Consider the following 16,683-nt stretch of genomic DNA (forward strand, 5'->3'; position numbering starts at 1 on the left):
ACAGGTCAACTGTGTCTGGCTTCTATACTATTTTCTTACACAACACCGATCAAAATCGAAATTCCAAGCAATACAATGCTGAATCCCCACATGATTGGGAGGGAGTAGCGGATATGGCGGCCCATTTCGAGCCCGGCCAATCCGAGTGCCAGCCAAAGCGCCGGCGAGAACGGGCTGACGAACGTGCCGATGATGTTGCCGATGATCATAGCGTAGGCAGCGGATAGCGACGACACGCCAAACGCCGTAACCACCTGTTCTACAATCGGGAACAATGCAAAGTAATAAGCGTCGGTACTGAGCAATAAATCGAATGGAACGCCGAAAAATCCGATGATGATGTGGAGATACGGAATGACGAAAGCAGGCAAAACTTTCACCAAGTCATTGGCGATCGAATCGAGCATCAAGGTGCCGTTCAGAATGCCGAGGAACGAACCGGCCGCCAAAATGATGGCTGCCATCAACAATGCGTTCGGTGCATGATCTTTGATGCGCTCCATCTGATCTTTCATGTTCGGATAGTTGAGCGGCAATGCCAAACTGACGCCGATCATGAAGGCAAATCCCGCAGGAATGATACCCCACACGAGAACACCGATGACGGCTACTGCAAGGATGGTATTGGCCCACAAAAGTTTGGGACGGCGCAAGGAAGCGGCTTTCAAAGACGCTTCATCTTGTGCCCCTTCGACAAGCGGCTGCGCTTCTTCGTAAATTTCTTGATTGAAATCTCCGCGTTTGGCGATCAGGCGTTTTTCACGGATGGCCAATAAAACCGCAAGTCCGATCAGCAGCACTAAGCCGATCACCTGGACTTTGATCAATGGCCGCCAAAGTTCTGTGACATCGACGCCCAGAACAGCGGCGGTGCGGCCAAGGGGACCGCCCCATGGCAGCATGTTCATGATGCTGGCGGACATCCCGACCAGCAACAGCAGTAAGTAAGGGTTCATTTTCAAGCGTTTGTATAATGGCAATAAAGCCGGGATACTGATCAGGAAAGTGGAAGCGCCTGATCCGTCAAGCTGTGCCACGGCTGCAATCAACACGGTTCCGATTGCCACTGCAATAACATTGCCTCGTGATACGGCAATCATCTTATTGATCAATGGGTCAAACAAGCCGACATCCTGCATGATGCCGAAAAATAGGATAGCGAAGATGAACATGATGACGACGCTCATCACGGACTCGATGCCGCTATTGAAAAAATCACCGATTTCTGCAAAGCTGAATCCCGCAACAAAGGCAGCGACAATCGGTACTAGGACGAGCGCAACGATGGGTGTGATTTTATTGCTGATGAGCAATGCGACAATGACCACAATAGTCAATAATCCAATAATACTTAACATGAAAATTCCTCCTCGGGGCTAAAAGTTTAAAATGAAGGAAGAATTGTAACCGCATACAAAATATGTATTCAATACAAAATCCTTCTGCTTCTAAGTTATGGGTCTAAACTTAGCACAGAAGGATTTGAAAAATAAGATTATTCAATTAAGGGAACTAATGAGCTTTTTGATGGTTTTGATCATTTTGTCCACGGAATGTAGCGCCGTTCGGGACGGCCGATCTCTCCGTAATTCAATTGTGCTTTGGCTTCGCCGATGGATACGAGATGTTCCAGATAGCGCCGGGCAGTGGAGCGGCTGACGCCGACCGCTTTTCCTGTTTCCATGGCGTTGATGCCTGCTGGAGTTGAAGATTGCAAAATTTCCATAACACCGACCAAAGTCAGCTGATCGATGCCTTTAGGCAGTTCGCCATCAACTGTTTCCGAAAGAATGGCAATGGGCTCGATGCCGATCAGCCTGTCGATGTCCGTTTGTTCCAGCTCCTGGCGGGAAGCGAGAAATGCTTTTTGTTCGCTGTACCGCAGAAGGGATTGTTCGAGGCGGGAAAAATCCACCGGTTTGATGAGGTAATCAAAGATGCCGCAGCGCAATGCCTCTTCAATTGTTCCCGCTTCCTTCGCAGCCGACAGCATGATCACGTCGATCGGGTGGAAGTTGCTGCGGATTTCCCGAAGCATTTCAAGACCCCTACGGTCAGGAATAAAAACATCCAGCAAAATCAGATCCGGCAATTCCTGGCTGTTGGTGAGGAAGTCCATCGCTTCATCGCCTGTCTTCGCGACGCCGGCCACTTGGTAGCCCGTGACCTGTTCCACCAGTTGCCGGTTGATCTCGGCTACCCGAAAATCATCTTCAATTATCAAAACATGGAGCTCCTGTTTCATAAGTTATTCTCCTTTTTCGGTAATGAAACGACAAAGCAGGCTCCGCCGAGTTCACTTTCTTCTGTATGCAGTTCGCCGCCGGCAAGGGCGATCAGGTGTCTGGTGGTACTCAAGCCATAGCCGCGGTCCCTGCCCGGTTTCGATGAAAAACCTTTATCAAATAAAATCGGCGCTTGTCCGTTTGGAATTCCCGGGCCTGAATCGTCGATTTCAAGCAAAATATCATCTCCGACATCCGTGAAGTACAACGCAATCTGCTTTTTGTCAGGCGCACAGTCTTTCACAGCGTCCAGCGCATTGTCGATCAAGTTGCCAATCGCCGTCAGTAAAGCGCGGCTTTGCGGCTCCGATAAAGTGGTCTTCAGCCGGCTATCGGGATCAATCACCAGTTGGACCTGTTGCTCGCTTGCTTGATTGAGCTTGCCGATCAAAATGCCGCTGATCAGCGGATCGGCCACTTTGTCGATAACCTGCTGAATCCATTCCTGCTGAATATCATGCTCCAGTCGAATAAAATCAAGCACTTCCTGTTTTTTATTCAAATGGACCAGCCCTGAAATGGTATAAAGTTTATTGGAAAACTCATGCGTCTGGGCACGCAATGCATTGGCATACTGCTTTACATGCGACAGCTCCTTCGTCAGCCTGTCGATTTCGGTTTTATTGCGGAAAGTGGAAACGGCGCCAACCAGCGTATCCTCATAATAAATCGGACCTGAATTTACATAGACCGCATAGCTGCCATAGACCTCTTCCTGATCAAAGTGACTCGTACGGATTTTCAGAATATCCGGCAAATCAGAAGTGGGGAGGACTTCCCGGATCGGTCGGCCAATGAGTTTGTCTACATCCTGGCCGTTGCCGAAGAGCAATTGCTGTGCCATCTGATTGAGCAGGGTGATTCTCCCAGTATCGTCGACTGCGATAATGCCTTCATGGGTCGACTGCAGGATGGTCTCTTTCTGAAACAGCAGGCGGGAAATTTCCTCAGGCTCGAGTCCATGCAACTTCCGCTTGATATAGGTGGCAATTGCGATAGCCATGACAATTGCGGCAGCGCCGATGATCACCAGCATCAACCATAATTCATGGTTATAACCGCCGATCAGCGTTTGGATATCATTTGCAAGAAAGCCGACCGAGACCACACCGATAATGTCATTTCCTGAGTAAACCGGTACCTTGGCGCGCAGCGAATTGCCGAGAGAACCGGTAGCCTTGGAAACGTAGGAATCGCCGTAGAGCAATGCGCGTTCATTGTCTTCACCGACCATTCTCTTGCCGATCTGCTCGGGATTGGGGTGGGAATAGCGGATTTCATCCGTATTGCCGATGACGATAAACTCGGCATTGGTGGACTGCTGGATCGGGGAAACAAGCGGCTGGATAATTGCCGCCGGATCTGCTGTTTCAAAGGCGAGTGCAATATCGGGATTGAGGGCCACACTCTCTGCCACACTCAACGCCTGCTCACCAAGCTGCGTTTCCAAGGCATCGGTGATGAAATAATCGAGGAAAATACCGATGACCAGGACAATCGCCAAAATCAGAAAGCCGATCAAACCGATCATCTTCATCTTCAGGTTCACTGCTTTAGTTGGCTGAAAGGGCCGCTTCTGGATATCGGCTTTGTGAAATTGGATCATGGTGCAGAGCTCCTTCAAGCGTATGTGCTTTTTTGTAATAATACCATAGGTGAGAGAACGGGGATTGAGGCTTCCTGCGGAGATATCGCTCTTTTAAAGGACTAAGCTTGTTCAGCATCGGCTGATGGGAGTGGAATCGTCTCTTACGACTGCAAATTCGGCCGAGCGCCCATAAAATCTCCTGAACGCCCATAAATTTCGCTGACCGCCCATAAATCCATCGGAACGCCCACAAACCGGATGAAGACACGAAAAACACAGCTATGCTTAGGAAATCTGTTCATCCAAAGACAAAAAAAACATCCCCCGCGCAAAAACGCAGGAGATGTCTCATTTATTGTGCAGATAATTCACTTTCGGTCACCCATTTGTGGTTGGTGACGGCTTCATCAGTATCGGTCGTTGTAAAGTCGACCATGTAGACAGTGGTTTCTTCGGCAGAATCGATGATGGCAGTGGCGCCCTCCATGCCTTCCATATGGTCTGTGGCAATGACGGCCTCATCACCGGCTGAAAGGGGCGTATCGCCAGCATCCTCCAACTCTTCGTGGATGACCCATTTATGGTTTTCGACCGGCTCGCCGCCGGTAGTCGGTGTAAAGCTCAAGGCGTAAACGGTCGTGTCGTAGGCACCGGTGATAGTCGCTTCAGCCCCATCCATGCCGGGCATATGATTTGCACTCATGATTGCCTGGCTGCCAACTTCAAATGTTGGATTTTCAGCTTCGGCCAGCCCTTCCGGCACTTCTCCATCGCTGGAATGTTCCATGCCTCCATGCCCCATATCTTCCTCATCCATATTTTCATCCATTTCTTCAGTCATCTCGACCTGATTGTCCGGATCGGCTGGGTTTACCGCGTCTTCTTCCGTATCTCCACATGCCGCTAACGTAATCGCGGTTAAAGTTGACATCGTCATCAACAAAAATTTATTCTTTGTCATTGAAATCCCTCTTTCTTCACTATAGTCTGTACACTGTACCCACATAGTGTGCAAATACTGTGCAGAATCTGCACAATAAATCAAAACTTTTCTAGTACAATAAATTAAAATTGAATGACAGGAGGGCGATTTTAATGAACAGAAAATGGATATTGGCGCCTCTTATGATGGGTGTGCTGCTTGCAGGATGCACAGAGAAAGATGGGCCGGAGCCGCCAGAAGCAGAAACCGCTGTGGATAATGAAGCCGCTGAAACGAATGAAACAGATGGAACTGCCGAGACTTCAGAGGATTTTGAAGTCGCGTTCGATGGCCGCATGGACCATGTCCACGGTATGGGCTTTATCGAAAATGAGGAAGGGCTGTATTTTGCATCGCATCACGGCTTGAAGATTTACCGCGACGGGGAATGGCTGGAAACCAGTGAACATTTTCATGATTACATGGGCTTCAACGCAGTCGATGACGGCTTTTTCACATCCGGCCACCCAGGTCCTGGATCGATGATGCAGAATCCGATCGGCATACAGCGAAGCAAAGACGGCGGCCGCTCACTCGACCACATGGGTTTTGAAGGGGAAACCGATTTCCATGGCATGGCGGTCGGCTATCGCAGCCATCACCTCTTTGTCATGAATCCGCAGGAAAATTCACAGATGGGGCCGGGCTATTTCCGCAGTGAAGATGAAGGGAAAGAGTGGCAAGAGGTGGAAGGAGCAGGACTCGATGGCGAAGTTTCTTCTTTCGCGATGCATCCGGATGATTCACAATTGATTGCTGCGGCTACGACAGAAGGGATTTTTCTGTCTGAAGACGGCGGTGACAGTTTCACGCCAGTGACGGAAGAGGGAATTTACGGAACCGCTGTGTTCTTCGGGGAGAGCGCATTGTATTATGCAACATACGGTACACAAGCTGAGCTTATCACGTATACTTGGGAAAACGGCGAACAACAGGCACTCGAACTGCCCGATCTGCCGGAAGATGGCATCCTGTATATTGCACAAAATCCATCCAACACGGATGAAATCGCCATTTATACAGCGGCTGGCCATGCTTTCATTTCCGAAGACGGGGGAGGCAGTTGGAACCAAATCCTGAATGCCGGACAAGTAGAATAATGGTGAAAAATGTTTTGTAACGGCGGAGGTTCGTATGTTCAATAAATTATCCTTGAAAATTGGCTTATTGTTTTTTATCTTTATCTTAATCATTGAAGCGTTTTTGTTTGCAACGCTTTACTTCACCCTGGTCAATGAACGCGTCGACGAAGTGATGGAGAATTTATTGGCACGGGGTGAGACGCACAGTGATGTGCTGGAAGACAGTTTTGAGGATATGACGCTTGCCCATGTCGGCATGATGGAATCGGCTTCTGATTTTATTGTGGTGATTACAGACGAAGCAGGGGAGGTCGTAGTCAATTCGGATGCCTTGGAACCTGAAATGTTGGAAATTCTGGGGCATACTGATTTTGAAGATACGTCGATTGACGGAGAGATCATCGAAGAAGATTGGCAGGACAAGCGTTATATCGCGACAGACAGTCCGATTACGATTGATGGAGTGCACACGGGACATGTCTTCATGTTTGCGCCGACCGACAATATCGAGCGCATCATCGGCCATCTGAAAAACCAATTTCTCCTCGTCGGCATCATTACGGTCATTTTGACCATCATCACGATTCTTTTGCTGTCTCGTCTGATCACCTTGCCGTTGATTCGCATGAAGGAAGCGACCGAGCAATTGAGCCAAGGCAATAACCAAGTGGATCTGACGACTGGCCGAAACGACGAACTGGGGGAGTTGGCGAATGCCATCACCAAATTATCGACGGATCTCGACCGGTTGAAAAATGCCCGCAATGAATTCCTATCCAGTATTTCGCATGAATTGCGGACGCCGCTTACCTATATCAAAGGTTATGCCGACATTCTGGATCGGCCGGACACCACGGAGCGGGAACGCGAGGAGTATATGGGCATCATCCGTGAAGAGGCGGCTCACTTAACGCTGCTGGTCGGGAATTTATTCGACTTGGCGAAGCTGGACCGCAATCAATTTACGATTGAACAAAAAGATGTTTCCATTGCAGAATTATTGACGTCGGTAGCGGTATTGGTCAAGCCCGCATTTGATGAGGAGAAAATTGAACTGTCCATCAGCTGCGGGGATGAAGTGCAGGCTTTTATCGATCCTGAGCGTATTCAGCAGGTGCTGCTGAACATTCTGGACAATGCCCGTAAGCATTCTTCAGCAGGCGATCGCGTGACGGTGGAATGCTGTCAGGAAGTGAACGGCATCGCCATCCGCATCAGCGATGAAGGGCAGGGGATTCCTGAGGAAGAGCTGCCTTTTGTCTTTGACCGGTTGTACCGTGTGGAAAAATCGAGATCGCGCGAACGGGGCGGTTCTGGACTGGGCCTGGCGATTGCTAAGGAAATCGTCGAATCGCATGGTGGACGGATTCGCATCGACAGCCAGTTCGGCAAAGGAACCGCTGTTACTATCCGATTGAAAAGGGGTGAAGACCATTCATAAAGTGCTGCTGGTGGACGATGAAAAACGGATGCTCGATCTGGTGGCGCTTTATTTGCGGCCGCATGATTATGCCTGTACAAAAGCTGATAGCGGCAAACAGGCACTGGATTTGTTGAATAATGAAGTGTTCGATCTGGTGCTGTTGGATATCATGATGCCGGATATGGATGGTTGGGAAGTGTGTCGGGAAATCCGTAAATCCTCCAAGATACCGATCATCATGCTGACGGCCCGTGAGCAGCAGGAAGACATCGTCAAAGGCCTGCGTCTTGGAGCGGACGATTACATGACCAAACCTTTTGGCGAAGAGGAGCTGCTTGCGCGGATGGAAGCTTTGCTGCGCCGCAGCACTCCTGCAAAGCGCATCGAATTGGATGGCTTGGTCTGGGAAGAAGACCGTTTCGAATTGAATTACCGTGGGAGGCCCATCCATCTGACACCAAAAGAATTTTCGATGCTCGGTCTCCTGATGAAAAATCCCAATAAAGTCTTCGAGCGCGACCGTCTGCTGGAATTGATCTGGGGCTTCGACTCGGAGACGGAAGGGCGCACGGTTGATTCGCATGTCCGCAACATCCGCGAGAAAATCCGGCAAGCCGGCTTTCCGGTCGACGAACATTTCCTGACGGTGTGGGGTATCGGTTATAAATGGGTCAATTAGAAAAAACGCTGCAGAAAATTTCTGCAGCTTTTTTTTCGCATGGCAAGTTCTTTCTGCCATGCTTTTTTTGGGTATTCAGTTAAGGGTGGTTGTGGTCCTAAGAGTTCGCAAATCTTGTTGAACGACTGCAAATTCGGATGAGCGCACGTAAATTCATTTGAACGATTGGAAATCATTCTGAACGGTTGCAAATCTCCCTGAACGACTTCAAATTCGCCGGACCACCCGGAATAGGAATTCTGAGCCGAGCCGAGCGCATATAAATGCCCGGCATAAGGCTTTTTCGCCAAAATCTGGCTGATCTTCTCTCAAAAACCAAAAACCTACACCAATCGCTCGCCCGACACCGACCGGGCGGCATGGATTCCGCTGGCCGCCGCCCCAATCGTTCCACCGCCCGGGAAAATGTGGTCGCCGCAGACATAGAGATTCGGCAAACCGGAATGGTGCGAAATGGAATTGAACAGAGCTGCATCCAAAGTTTGAGGAAAGCCGCCAACAAAACCGTTCGGCCGGCCGGCGAAACGTTCCCACGCTTTCGGTGCACCGCTTTCCATATGGACAACCGCATCGCCGAATTCTGGGATAAGCCCCTGAATGGCCTGGAGCATTCGCTCCGTTAAAACCGCCCGCGTTTCTTCGTATTTTTCCTGAGTGTCCCACTCTTCAACACGGGAATGCGTGGAAATCGTCACGGTCTGGAAGCCTTCAGGAGCGCGCAGCTCATCACCCGGAACAGACGAAGACATGAAGAAATGGCCGCCTTCAGCAAGCCCGTCCCCTGTTGAAATCTGTCGGAAAGGAGGCAACGGTTCTTTTAGCTTTCTTGATTCGATTGCGAGATACAGGGTGAGCGTCGTCCAGGTTTCTCCGGCAATGCCGTCACGCAAAGAAACCTTCAGCTTGGACACCAGTTCCGTGGCCATAATCTTCGGAAGCTGCTGGATCGGAATATTTAGAATGACATCCGTCGCTTCGTAGACATTGCCGCGATGATCGGTCGCCATCCAAAGATCGCCCCGCCGTTCCAGCTTTTCAAGCGTGCGCCGTTTTTTCAGCACGCCGCCATTTTCTTTCAGGCTGTCGCCCATCAATTCGGAAAAGCGGTACAAGCCGCCAGGCACGTAATATGCGCCTTCGTGATAAATATCAAGCGCCACCGCCGCCAATAAATACGCCACATCTTCACTGCCGGTCTGCATGCTGTCGATCAAAAGACCATCAAGCATGTGGCGGAATTCCTGCAAGTCACCAAGTCCATGTTTTTTCAGCCGCTGTCCGAGGGTTTGATTGAAGAAAGGCAGGAGCTTAATGTGCTTGGGACGCATGGATTTTGCGAGGAATGTCCATTCATGTGCCGTTGCAGGAGGCAGGGAAGGGAGCGGATCCATCAAGGTCCGGACAATGGCGGCGGTGTGGTGAATTTCCTTGTAGAACGCACGGATGGCATCGCCGTGCTGGGGGAAATGCGCTGCGATGCCATCGACATGGCGGGCACGGTCTTTATGGAACACGAAGGTCGCTTCCGGATGAACCATTTCCATGACAGGCTCGAGTGGTTCGATGGCCATCGGTTTGCCGAGGTAATGGAAGACGCGGTCGTGGATGCCGCCCGGTTCAAGGCCCATCCCGAGCGTGGCGCCAGCGGGAAATAAATACTTGTTGCGTTTGAATTTACCGGCGCAGCCGCCGAGTTCCGAAGAAGCTTCAAGCAGCGTCACCGGCCATCCTGCTTTTGCGAGCAATGAACCCGCGGTCAATCCACCGATGCCGGCGCCTATCACCAATACTGTTCGTGTCATCCGAATCCACTCCTTTGGTTGCTGAAGAAAATCTAAGTCTTAACTTTTTAGTTTTGTAGAAGGGCTTAATGGGCGGTTCCGCTTTTCTGGGTGTCCAGCTCCGGCGCCCAGCTCTTGGGTCATAAGCCAACCCGGCTGTGCGACTGAAAACACGCCACTTCGCCGGTCTGTCTTATGCCCGGCAGAGCTACATGGGCGGTTCCGCTTTTCTGGGTGTCCAGCTTCAACGGCCAGTTCCTCGGGTCATAAGCCACTCTGGCTATGCGGCAAAGAACGCCGCTTCGCCAGAGCGTCTTATGCCTTTCGGAGCTAAACAGCCGTTTCCGCTTTTCTATGTCCAGACTCCGGCAGCCAGCCGCTCGAGTCGCTTCAGCCTTCCCCGCAATGGCTGAAGAACGCCATTACCGGAAATGCTTCCAGCGCTTGTCACGGCTAGATGGCTGCCTCCGCTTTTCTACCATTATGGCGAAAATCCGCTAACCCTGCCAATACAAAAGCCCGGCTGCCGGGGAATTCCCAGCAGCCGGGCTTTCGGTATGAAAATTATGCCACGTTGCGGCAAGCTTCTGCGCATTTCTTACAAGCTTCTGCACATTTCTGGCAGTGATCATGGTCGTGTTTTGCACATTCTTCGCCGCATGCATCGCAAATGGCCGCGCATGCCTGCGCCAATTCAGCTACAAATGGGGAGTTGCGGGTAATCGCATGTTCCAGATACGCACAAATATCTGCGCATTCCCGGTCCAGACGAATACATTGTGCCATCATCTTCACGTCATCTTCCTGTAAGCACGCATCAAAACAGTGGTTGCACGCTGCTGCGCAATCGTGCAAGGTTTTAATCAGTTCTGCATGTTGTTCATGTGCCATCAGTAAAACCTCCAGTTTCAGATTTTGTTGTGTCCCTTTCTGGTTTCCCTTTAAATTGTCAATTAAACGAAAATTTAGAAAGTCCATAAAATCTGCACAATCAGTTTTCCGGTGGCCCTTTTAAATTACGCAGCTGTTCTTCATATTCCTCTTTACTGATTTCGCCATTGACATAGCTTTGACGCAGCGCTTCAGCCGCTTTATTCGTTTCGCTTGGTTCGGTTTGTGCTGATTTATTGCGTGCTTTGATCAATGTGAACCAAAGAGCAGTCCCAATCGCAACCAACAGCACGATAAATGTAACAGCGATGGTCACGCCAAGTGCCTGGTTTCCAGGGGTGAAAAATTCTCCCATTGCCTTCAACTTCCTTTCTTTAATGAATGTTATCTTTTTTTCGACGGTGTCTCCAAATTTTTCATGCGCTTCTGAAACTCTTCTTCACTAATTTCGCCTCTGTCATACTGCTCTTTCAGCAGCTTTGATTGTTTGTTCTGAGGAGGCAAAATATCACGGGGCATGCCTTTACGGCTGGTGTAGACCACCAATCCAATAAACGCTATCACCAGAAAAATCAGGAACAGCAGCATCCACAAGTATAATGGAATTCCCGAATCCAGAGAATTCACATCGATAGATTCCACGTTATCACGCTCCTCTTTGAAATAAAGTCACGCTTTGTTATAAGTTCATTTTACACGTTTACCCCAGTGAATATGAGAACAAATAAAGAATTGATAAAGGAAAAAATACGAATGGAAAATTCTGATAGTTATGCTACGATATATTTACCTATAAAAGGAGGAATTCCTATGTTCGTACATAAAATTGACGAAGAACTGTCGCTTAAGGTACAGGAAATGCGTGATGCCGAACGGATTTTTGAGCTGACTGATGCATCACGTGACTATCTGAAAGAATGGCTGCCGTGGCTGGATTTCACTACTGAATTGAAAGACACCCAAGAATTCATCAAATCCGGCAGCAGCAATTTTGTTGAAGGCAAGAGCCTGGGTGCCGTCATCCTCTATAAAGGTGAAATCGTTGGAATCGCTGGATTCAACAGTATCAACCAAGCCAACAAAACCGCTTATATCGGCTATTGGCTTGGCCATGAATACCAGGGAAAAGGCATCATGACCCGTGTCGCCAAAGCGCTGACCGATTATGCGTTAACTGACCTTAAACTCAATAAAGTCGAAATCCGTGCAGCGGTCGGCAACCACAAAAGCCGCAGCATCCCCGAACGTCTCGGCTACACAGAAGAAGGCACCATCCGCCAGGCCGAATGGCTATACGACCGTTACGTCGACCATGTCGTCTATGGCATGCTGGCATCTGAATGGGGATAAGAAAAGCATAGGCAGCCGCTAAGCCCCGACCATTAGAGTGGCGCTCTTTGCCGCACAGCTGGGGCGACTTATGACCCGAAGAGCTAGGCTGCCGGAGCTGGACACCAAGAAAAGCGGAGGCGCCCATTAAGCCCCGGCACTCCCAATAAAAAAAAGCAAAGCAGTACACTCGCTGCTTTGCTTTTTTTGAAATGAGCGTAGAATACGAAGTAATAGCAAGCTTTTATTTCGACTGGAGGGAATGCACATGAACAGCAGCATCTCCATCAACAAGCTCAGCAAAGCTTATGGCAAAACGGAGATCCTCAATCAGGTGGATCTGCAAATTGCGGGCGGTGAGATTTTTGGGTTGATCGGGCCGTCGGGATCGGGGAAAACCACGCTGGTGAAGATGATTGTCGGCATCGATTCACCGAGCAGCGGGACGGTTGAGGTTCTCGGCAAGCGGGTGCCCAATCTTTCGTTGCTGCAGGACCTCGGCTATATGGCGCAATCGGACGCGCTGTATCCGGAACTGACCGGCAAAGAGAATTTAAGTTTTTTCGCTTCACTCTATAAAATGAAAAAGCCCCGTTTGAAAGAGCGAATCGCCTATGCGGCGGATTTGGTCCAGTTGACCGATGAACTGGGCAAGAAGGTCTCTGCCTACTCAGGCGGTATGAAGCGGCGATTATCGCTGGCAATTGCGTTGGTCCATGATCCGAAAATCCTGATTCTCGATGAGCCGACCGTCGGCATCGATCCGGAACTCCGGCTGTCGATCTGGAGTGAGTTGATGCTCTTAAAAAGAGAGCAGGGCAAGACCATCATCGTAACGACCCATGTCATGGACGAAGCGGAAAAATGCGATCGCATCGCCCTTGTGCGTGAAGGCGGAATTCTGGCTTCCGGTACACCGGCTGAATTGAAGAAGGTATACGGTGCAGCTGATTTGGAAGGTGTCTTTTTGCAGGCGGGGAGAGGTGCGCCATGAGAATTCCAGTTTTAATCAAACGGATCATGCTGCAACTGCTGCGTGACAAACGGACAATGGCGCTGCTGTTTTTCGCGCCGCTCATCGTTTTGACCTTAATGTACTTCTTTTTCAACGGTGACAATGAAAACCCGCAGCTCGGCGTTGTCGGAGGTAATAGTCAACTTGTGGCCGCTTTGAAAAATGCGTCGATCGATGTCATTTCCTACAACGAGGCTGACCAGCAAACCGTCATCACAGATGAACTCGACGGTTTACTGGAAGTGGATGAAGGGGGATTCCAAATCACGCTGGAAAATAATGACCCAAGCACATCGAGGGCTTTATTGATGCAGATCACGCAGGCAGCAGCCATGCAAAGCGGAACTGCGGCGCCTGCCAGCATCGATGCGGAATACATCTATGGAGATGCAGAAACCGAGTTCTTTGATGTTCTTGGTCCGATACTGGTCGGCTTTTTCGTCTTCTTTTTCGTATTTTTGATTTCTGGAATCGGTTTGCTGAAAGAGCGGGTCTCCGGAACCTTGGAGCGGTTGCTGGCAACACCGATCCGGCGCTGGGAAATCGTTTTGGCTTATCTGATCGGCTTTGGCATTTTCGCCATCATCCAAACCGTCATCGTCGTGTTCTACTCGATTCAGGTATTGGATATGGTCATGGTCGGACAGGTTTGGCATGTCATCATCGTCAACTTGATGCTGGCTTTAGTGGCATTGTCCCTCGGGATACTGCTGTCGACTTTCGCATCTTCAGAATTCCAGATGGTCCAGTTCATCCCAGTTGTCGTGGTCCCGCAAATCTTCTTCGCTGGCATCATTCCACTCGAAGGAATGGCCGATTGGCTGCAGAACATCAGCCGCATCATGCCGCTGTACTACGCGGCTGATGCCCTGAAAGCCATCATGTACAGAGGGGAAGGGTTGACGGACGTAACCGGCAATCTGCTGGCGCTCGCCACGTTTGCAGCGGTTTTCATCTTCCTGAACATCATCGCTTTGAAGCGTTACCGCAAGCTATGAAATAAAACAGGGCTGTTCGCTGCCGCGGACAGCTTTTTATATAATGAAATTTAGCTTTTGATGATTTTTTAAGCGAAAAGAGGCGGCTAAAGAAAATCAGCTATTTCGATTAGGGGAGAGCAGTTCGCGCTCTTGAACTGGTGGTATGAGGGGAGGATAGAGTCCGGCCGCATGAATATGTGTGGGGGAGGAAAAGTGTAAGATAGAGAGATGGAAAGTTGCTGTAGAGGAGTAGGAAGTTCATGTATAGAATGAAAACTTTCATGTAGCCATCCAATATTCATGTAAGAGTTCGAAAAGTTCATGTAGAAGGTGGAAAACTTCACTTTGAAACCATAATTCATCATGTAGCCATCCAAAACCATCATGTAGAAAGATAGAGTTCATGTAAGAATCCAAAAGATTCATGTAAGAGCCTCAGATGTTCATGTAGAAACCCGTATTTTTCAGGTAGCCATAACAAAGCCATGTAAGAACTCTCAATTTTCATGTAGAAGCTAGAAAATTTCACTTTGAAACGGCAAACTGTCATTTAGCGATTCGAACTCATCATGTAGAGAGATAGAATTCATGTAAGGATTCAAAAAGTTCATGTAGAAGCTTCAAACTCTCATGTAGCCACAACAAAAGTTCATATACCCAGACCAAATTTGTGTAAGAACGCTTAATTTTCGTGTAGCAAGGAGAAAATCTCACTTTGAAACTCCAAGCCATCATCTAGCCATCCAAAACCATCATATGGAATTCAAAAATAAGCGCCAACAGCTACCTCTGGCAGGCTACATTTGATAAAATTGATGTGTTGGAGAAATTTAAATAATTCACAGTATCTAAAGGAGAGAAAATAGCATGAAACATTTTCTAATTGGAACAGTCATCGCTTTAATTGGCGTATTGATTGCGTATTTGATGAACGACTGGTCGTTGGTTTATATCATTAGCGGCATCGTTGCCGGCGTCGCATTGATTTGGGGCGTGTTGGCATTGGGAACTGGCAAGAACAAGTCGTCAAGAACAACAAGTTCAGAAAAGCGCCGGGAAAAGCAACAACGTGTGACGAAGATGAAAAATTGGGTATTGTTAGCTGTACCGAATATCATCGCCGTTATCGTGAACTTAGCTATGATTTCATAAAGCGGATGGGGTGAGGAGTTGTTAGGGTATTACAGCAGGTTATCATCTGAAGTCTATGACCTCGATAAGCCGATCGGCAGTTCATTTGGGGACATCGAATATTATATGGAGCGGCTGGCTTCGTGCAAAGGGCGAATCCTGGAGCCGGCCTCAGGAACTGGGCGCTTGCTTGTTCCGTTACTGGAAAAAGGATATCAAGTCGACGGCTTTGATTTATCGGAGGAAATGATTGAAGTATGCCGCAGAAACTGCAAAGAGCGGGGACTGGCACCAAAATTGTTCAACGCAAAAATGGAGTCGTTCTCGATTGATGCAAAGTACGCGGCCATCGTCATTCCAACAGGGACATTTCTGTTGCTCCACGAACGCGAAAAATCGCTGCAGGCGTTGCAGAATTTCTACAGCCATTTGGAGACAGGCGGCCGTTTGATCGTCGATTTGCATGTGCCTTCAAACATCGAGATCGAGAAAACTTCGACTCGAACGTGGCAGGCTGCTAACGGCGACACGCTGACTGTGGAAAGCAAGAAAATCGAAGTTGACTGGATCCAGCAGTATTTCGTTTCGCAAGGACGTTATGAACGTTGGCGCGATGGCCGGTTGATCGAGACGGAACTCGAGCGTTATCCGATGCGCTGGTATGGCGTCGAGGAATTCAAAACCATACTTGAAGGAATCGGTTTCAACGAAATCAGCGTTTCAACAGGCTACCAATTTGGTGAGTACCCAAAAAATGCAGACTCCATTATTACTTTTGAAGCGGTAAAATAGAAAAACGAGGCGGAATTCGCCTCGTTTTTTCTATTGGTTAAATATGTAGTTTTCATCTCTTTGTCTAGCAAGCCTTAACGGCTGCCTTCGCTTTTCTCTATTGTCCAGACTCCGGGAGCAACCTCTCGAGTCGCTTCAGCCTTTCCAGCAATGACTGAAGAACGCCATTACCGGGAAGGCTTCCAGCGCTTGTCGGAGCTACACGGCTGCCTCCGCTTTTCGTATTGTCCAGACTCCGGCGCCTAGCTCTTCGGGTCATAAGCCAACCCAGCTGTGCGGCAAAGAACGCCACTCTGCTGGTCTGCCTTACCCCTGTCAGAGCTGAACAGGCGCCTCCGCTTTTCGTATTGTCCAGACTCCGGCAGCCAGCCCCTCGAGTCGCTTCAGCCGTTCCGGCAAAGGCAGAAGAACGCCATTACCGGCAAGGCTTCCAGCGCTTGTCGGAGCTAAGCGGCTGCTTCCGCTTTTCGGATTGTCCAGACTCCGGCGCCTAGCTCTTCGGGTCATAAGCCAACCCAGCTGTGCGGCAAAGAACGCCACTCTGCTGGTCTGCCTTACCCCTGTCAGAGCTGAACAGGCGCCTCCGCTTTTCGTATTGTCCAGACTCCGGCAGCCAGCCCCTCGAGTCGCTTCAGCCTTTCCGGCAATGGCAGAAGAACGCCATTACCGGCAAGGCTTCCAGCGCTTGTCGGAGCTAAGCGGCTGCGTCCGCTTTTCGTATTGTC

Annotated in this window: 16 protein-coding genes; 8 read left to right on the plus strand and 8 right to left on the minus strand. The window is 49.4% G+C overall.

The features are described 5' to 3' along the window. Positions 1 to 35: 35 nt before the first annotated feature. The 4 genes from K8U60_RS04635 to K8U60_RS04650 form a co-directional block, all read right to left on the minus strand. On the minus strand, positions 36 to 1,358 hold the full coding sequence (locus K8U60_RS04635; protein WP_223635098.1) for a CitMHS family transporter: 1,323 nt from the start codon (positions 1,356 to 1,358) through the stop codon (positions 36 to 38). Between the two features lie 179 nt (positions 1,359 to 1,537). Continuing rightward, positions 1,538 to 2,245, minus strand: coding sequence for a response regulator (locus tag K8U60_RS04640; protein ID WP_223635100.1), 708 nt, complete (start codon positions 2,243 to 2,245; stop codon positions 1,538 to 1,540). Next, positions 2,242 to 3,891 (minus strand): ATP-binding protein, encoded by a 1,650-nt coding sequence (locus K8U60_RS04645; RefSeq protein WP_223635102.1) that lies wholly within the window; start codon positions 3,889 to 3,891, stop codon positions 2,242 to 2,244. Before K8U60_RS04645 ends, K8U60_RS04640 begins: the two co-directional genes overlap by 4 nt. A gap of 334 nt (positions 3,892 to 4,225) precedes the next feature. Then, complete coding sequence (locus K8U60_RS04650) at positions 4,226 to 4,834, minus strand: YdhK family protein (protein ID WP_223635104.1); 609 nt, start codon at positions 4,832 to 4,834, stop codon at positions 4,226 to 4,228. Between the two features lie 134 nt (positions 4,835 to 4,968). Between K8U60_RS04650 and K8U60_RS04655 the strand changes: the two genes are divergently transcribed. Genes K8U60_RS04655 through K8U60_RS04665 form a run of 3 tightly spaced genes read left to right on the plus strand, consistent with a single transcriptional unit; the run spans position 4,969 to position 8,039 of the window. Continuing rightward, positions 4,969 to 5,955, plus strand: a complete 987-nt coding sequence (locus K8U60_RS04655; protein WP_223635106.1) for a F510_1955 family glycosylhydrolase — start codon at positions 4,969 to 4,971, stop codon at positions 5,953 to 5,955. A 34-nt stretch (positions 5,956 to 5,989) separates the two neighbouring features. Beyond that, positions 5,990 to 7,378 carry a sensor histidine kinase gene (locus K8U60_RS04660; protein WP_223635108.1) on the plus strand — a complete coding sequence of 463 codons (1,389 nt, stop codon included), beginning with the start codon at positions 5,990 to 5,992 and terminating at the stop codon, positions 7,376 to 7,378. After that, on the plus strand, positions 7,371 to 8,039 hold the full coding sequence (locus tag K8U60_RS04665) for a response regulator transcription factor (protein WP_223636007.1): 669 nt from the start codon (positions 7,371 to 7,373) through the stop codon (positions 8,037 to 8,039). Before K8U60_RS04660 ends, K8U60_RS04665 begins: the two co-directional genes overlap by 8 nt. Before the next feature lie 323 nt (positions 8,040 to 8,362). On the opposite strand, the gene K8U60_RS04670 is transcribed toward K8U60_RS04665, so the two are convergent. The 4 genes from K8U60_RS04670 to K8U60_RS04685 all read right to left on the minus strand — a co-directional run bounded on the left by K8U60_RS04670 (position 8,363) and on the right by K8U60_RS04685 (position 11,353). Continuing rightward, positions 8,363 to 9,841 (minus strand): phytoene desaturase family protein, encoded by a 1,479-nt coding sequence (locus tag K8U60_RS04670; RefSeq protein WP_223635110.1) that lies wholly within the window; start codon positions 9,839 to 9,841, stop codon positions 8,363 to 8,365. A gap of 543 nt (positions 9,842 to 10,384) precedes the next feature. After that, positions 10,385 to 10,711 carry a four-helix bundle copper-binding protein gene (locus K8U60_RS04675; RefSeq protein WP_223635113.1) on the minus strand — a complete coding sequence of 109 codons (327 nt, stop codon included), beginning with the start codon at positions 10,709 to 10,711 and terminating at the stop codon, positions 10,385 to 10,387. A 100-nt stretch (positions 10,712 to 10,811) separates the two neighbouring features. Next, a complete protein-coding gene (locus K8U60_RS04680; protein WP_223635116.1) occupies positions 10,812 to 11,066 on the minus strand; it encodes an SHOCT domain-containing protein in 255 nt (84 codons plus the stop codon). 29 nt (positions 11,067 to 11,095) lie between these two features. Then, positions 11,096 to 11,353, minus strand: a complete 258-nt coding sequence (locus K8U60_RS04685; protein WP_223635118.1) for an SHOCT domain-containing protein — start codon at positions 11,351 to 11,353, stop codon at positions 11,096 to 11,098. Between the two features lie 168 nt (positions 11,354 to 11,521). Here K8U60_RS04685 and K8U60_RS04690 point away from each other — a divergent pair, with 168 nt between their 5' ends. The 5 genes from K8U60_RS04690 to K8U60_RS04710 all read left to right on the plus strand — a co-directional run bounded on the left by K8U60_RS04690 (position 11,522) and on the right by K8U60_RS04710 (position 15,958). Next, positions 11,522 to 12,061 (plus strand): GNAT family N-acetyltransferase, encoded by a 540-nt coding sequence (locus K8U60_RS04690; protein WP_223635121.1) that lies wholly within the window; start codon positions 11,522 to 11,524, stop codon positions 12,059 to 12,061. A gap of 247 nt (positions 12,062 to 12,308) precedes the next feature. Further along, positions 12,309 to 13,034 (plus strand): ABC transporter ATP-binding protein, encoded by a 726-nt coding sequence (locus K8U60_RS04695; protein WP_223635124.1) that lies wholly within the window; start codon positions 12,309 to 12,311, stop codon positions 13,032 to 13,034. Beyond that, positions 13,031 to 14,053 (plus strand): ABC transporter permease, encoded by a 1,023-nt coding sequence (locus K8U60_RS04700; protein ID WP_223635127.1) that lies wholly within the window; start codon positions 13,031 to 13,033, stop codon positions 14,051 to 14,053. The genes K8U60_RS04695 and K8U60_RS04700 overlap by 4 nt, the downstream gene beginning before the upstream one ends. A gap of 849 nt (positions 14,054 to 14,902) precedes the next feature. Next, a complete protein-coding gene (locus K8U60_RS04705; protein WP_223635130.1) occupies positions 14,903 to 15,187 on the plus strand; it encodes a DUF5316 domain-containing protein in 285 nt (94 codons plus the stop codon). 18 nt (positions 15,188 to 15,205) lie between these two features. Further along, the gene (locus K8U60_RS04710; protein WP_223635133.1) at positions 15,206 to 15,958 is read left to right on the plus strand and encodes a class I SAM-dependent methyltransferase; all 753 of its coding nucleotides are present in this window, start codon (positions 15,206 to 15,208) and stop codon (positions 15,956 to 15,958) included. Positions 15,959 to 16,683 lie beyond the last annotated feature (725 nt).

The sequence above is a fragment of the Planococcus circulans genome (genome assembly GCF_020023385.1).
In the GTDB taxonomy this organism is placed as follows: Bacteria; Bacillota; Bacilli; order Bacillales_A; family Planococcaceae; genus Planococcus.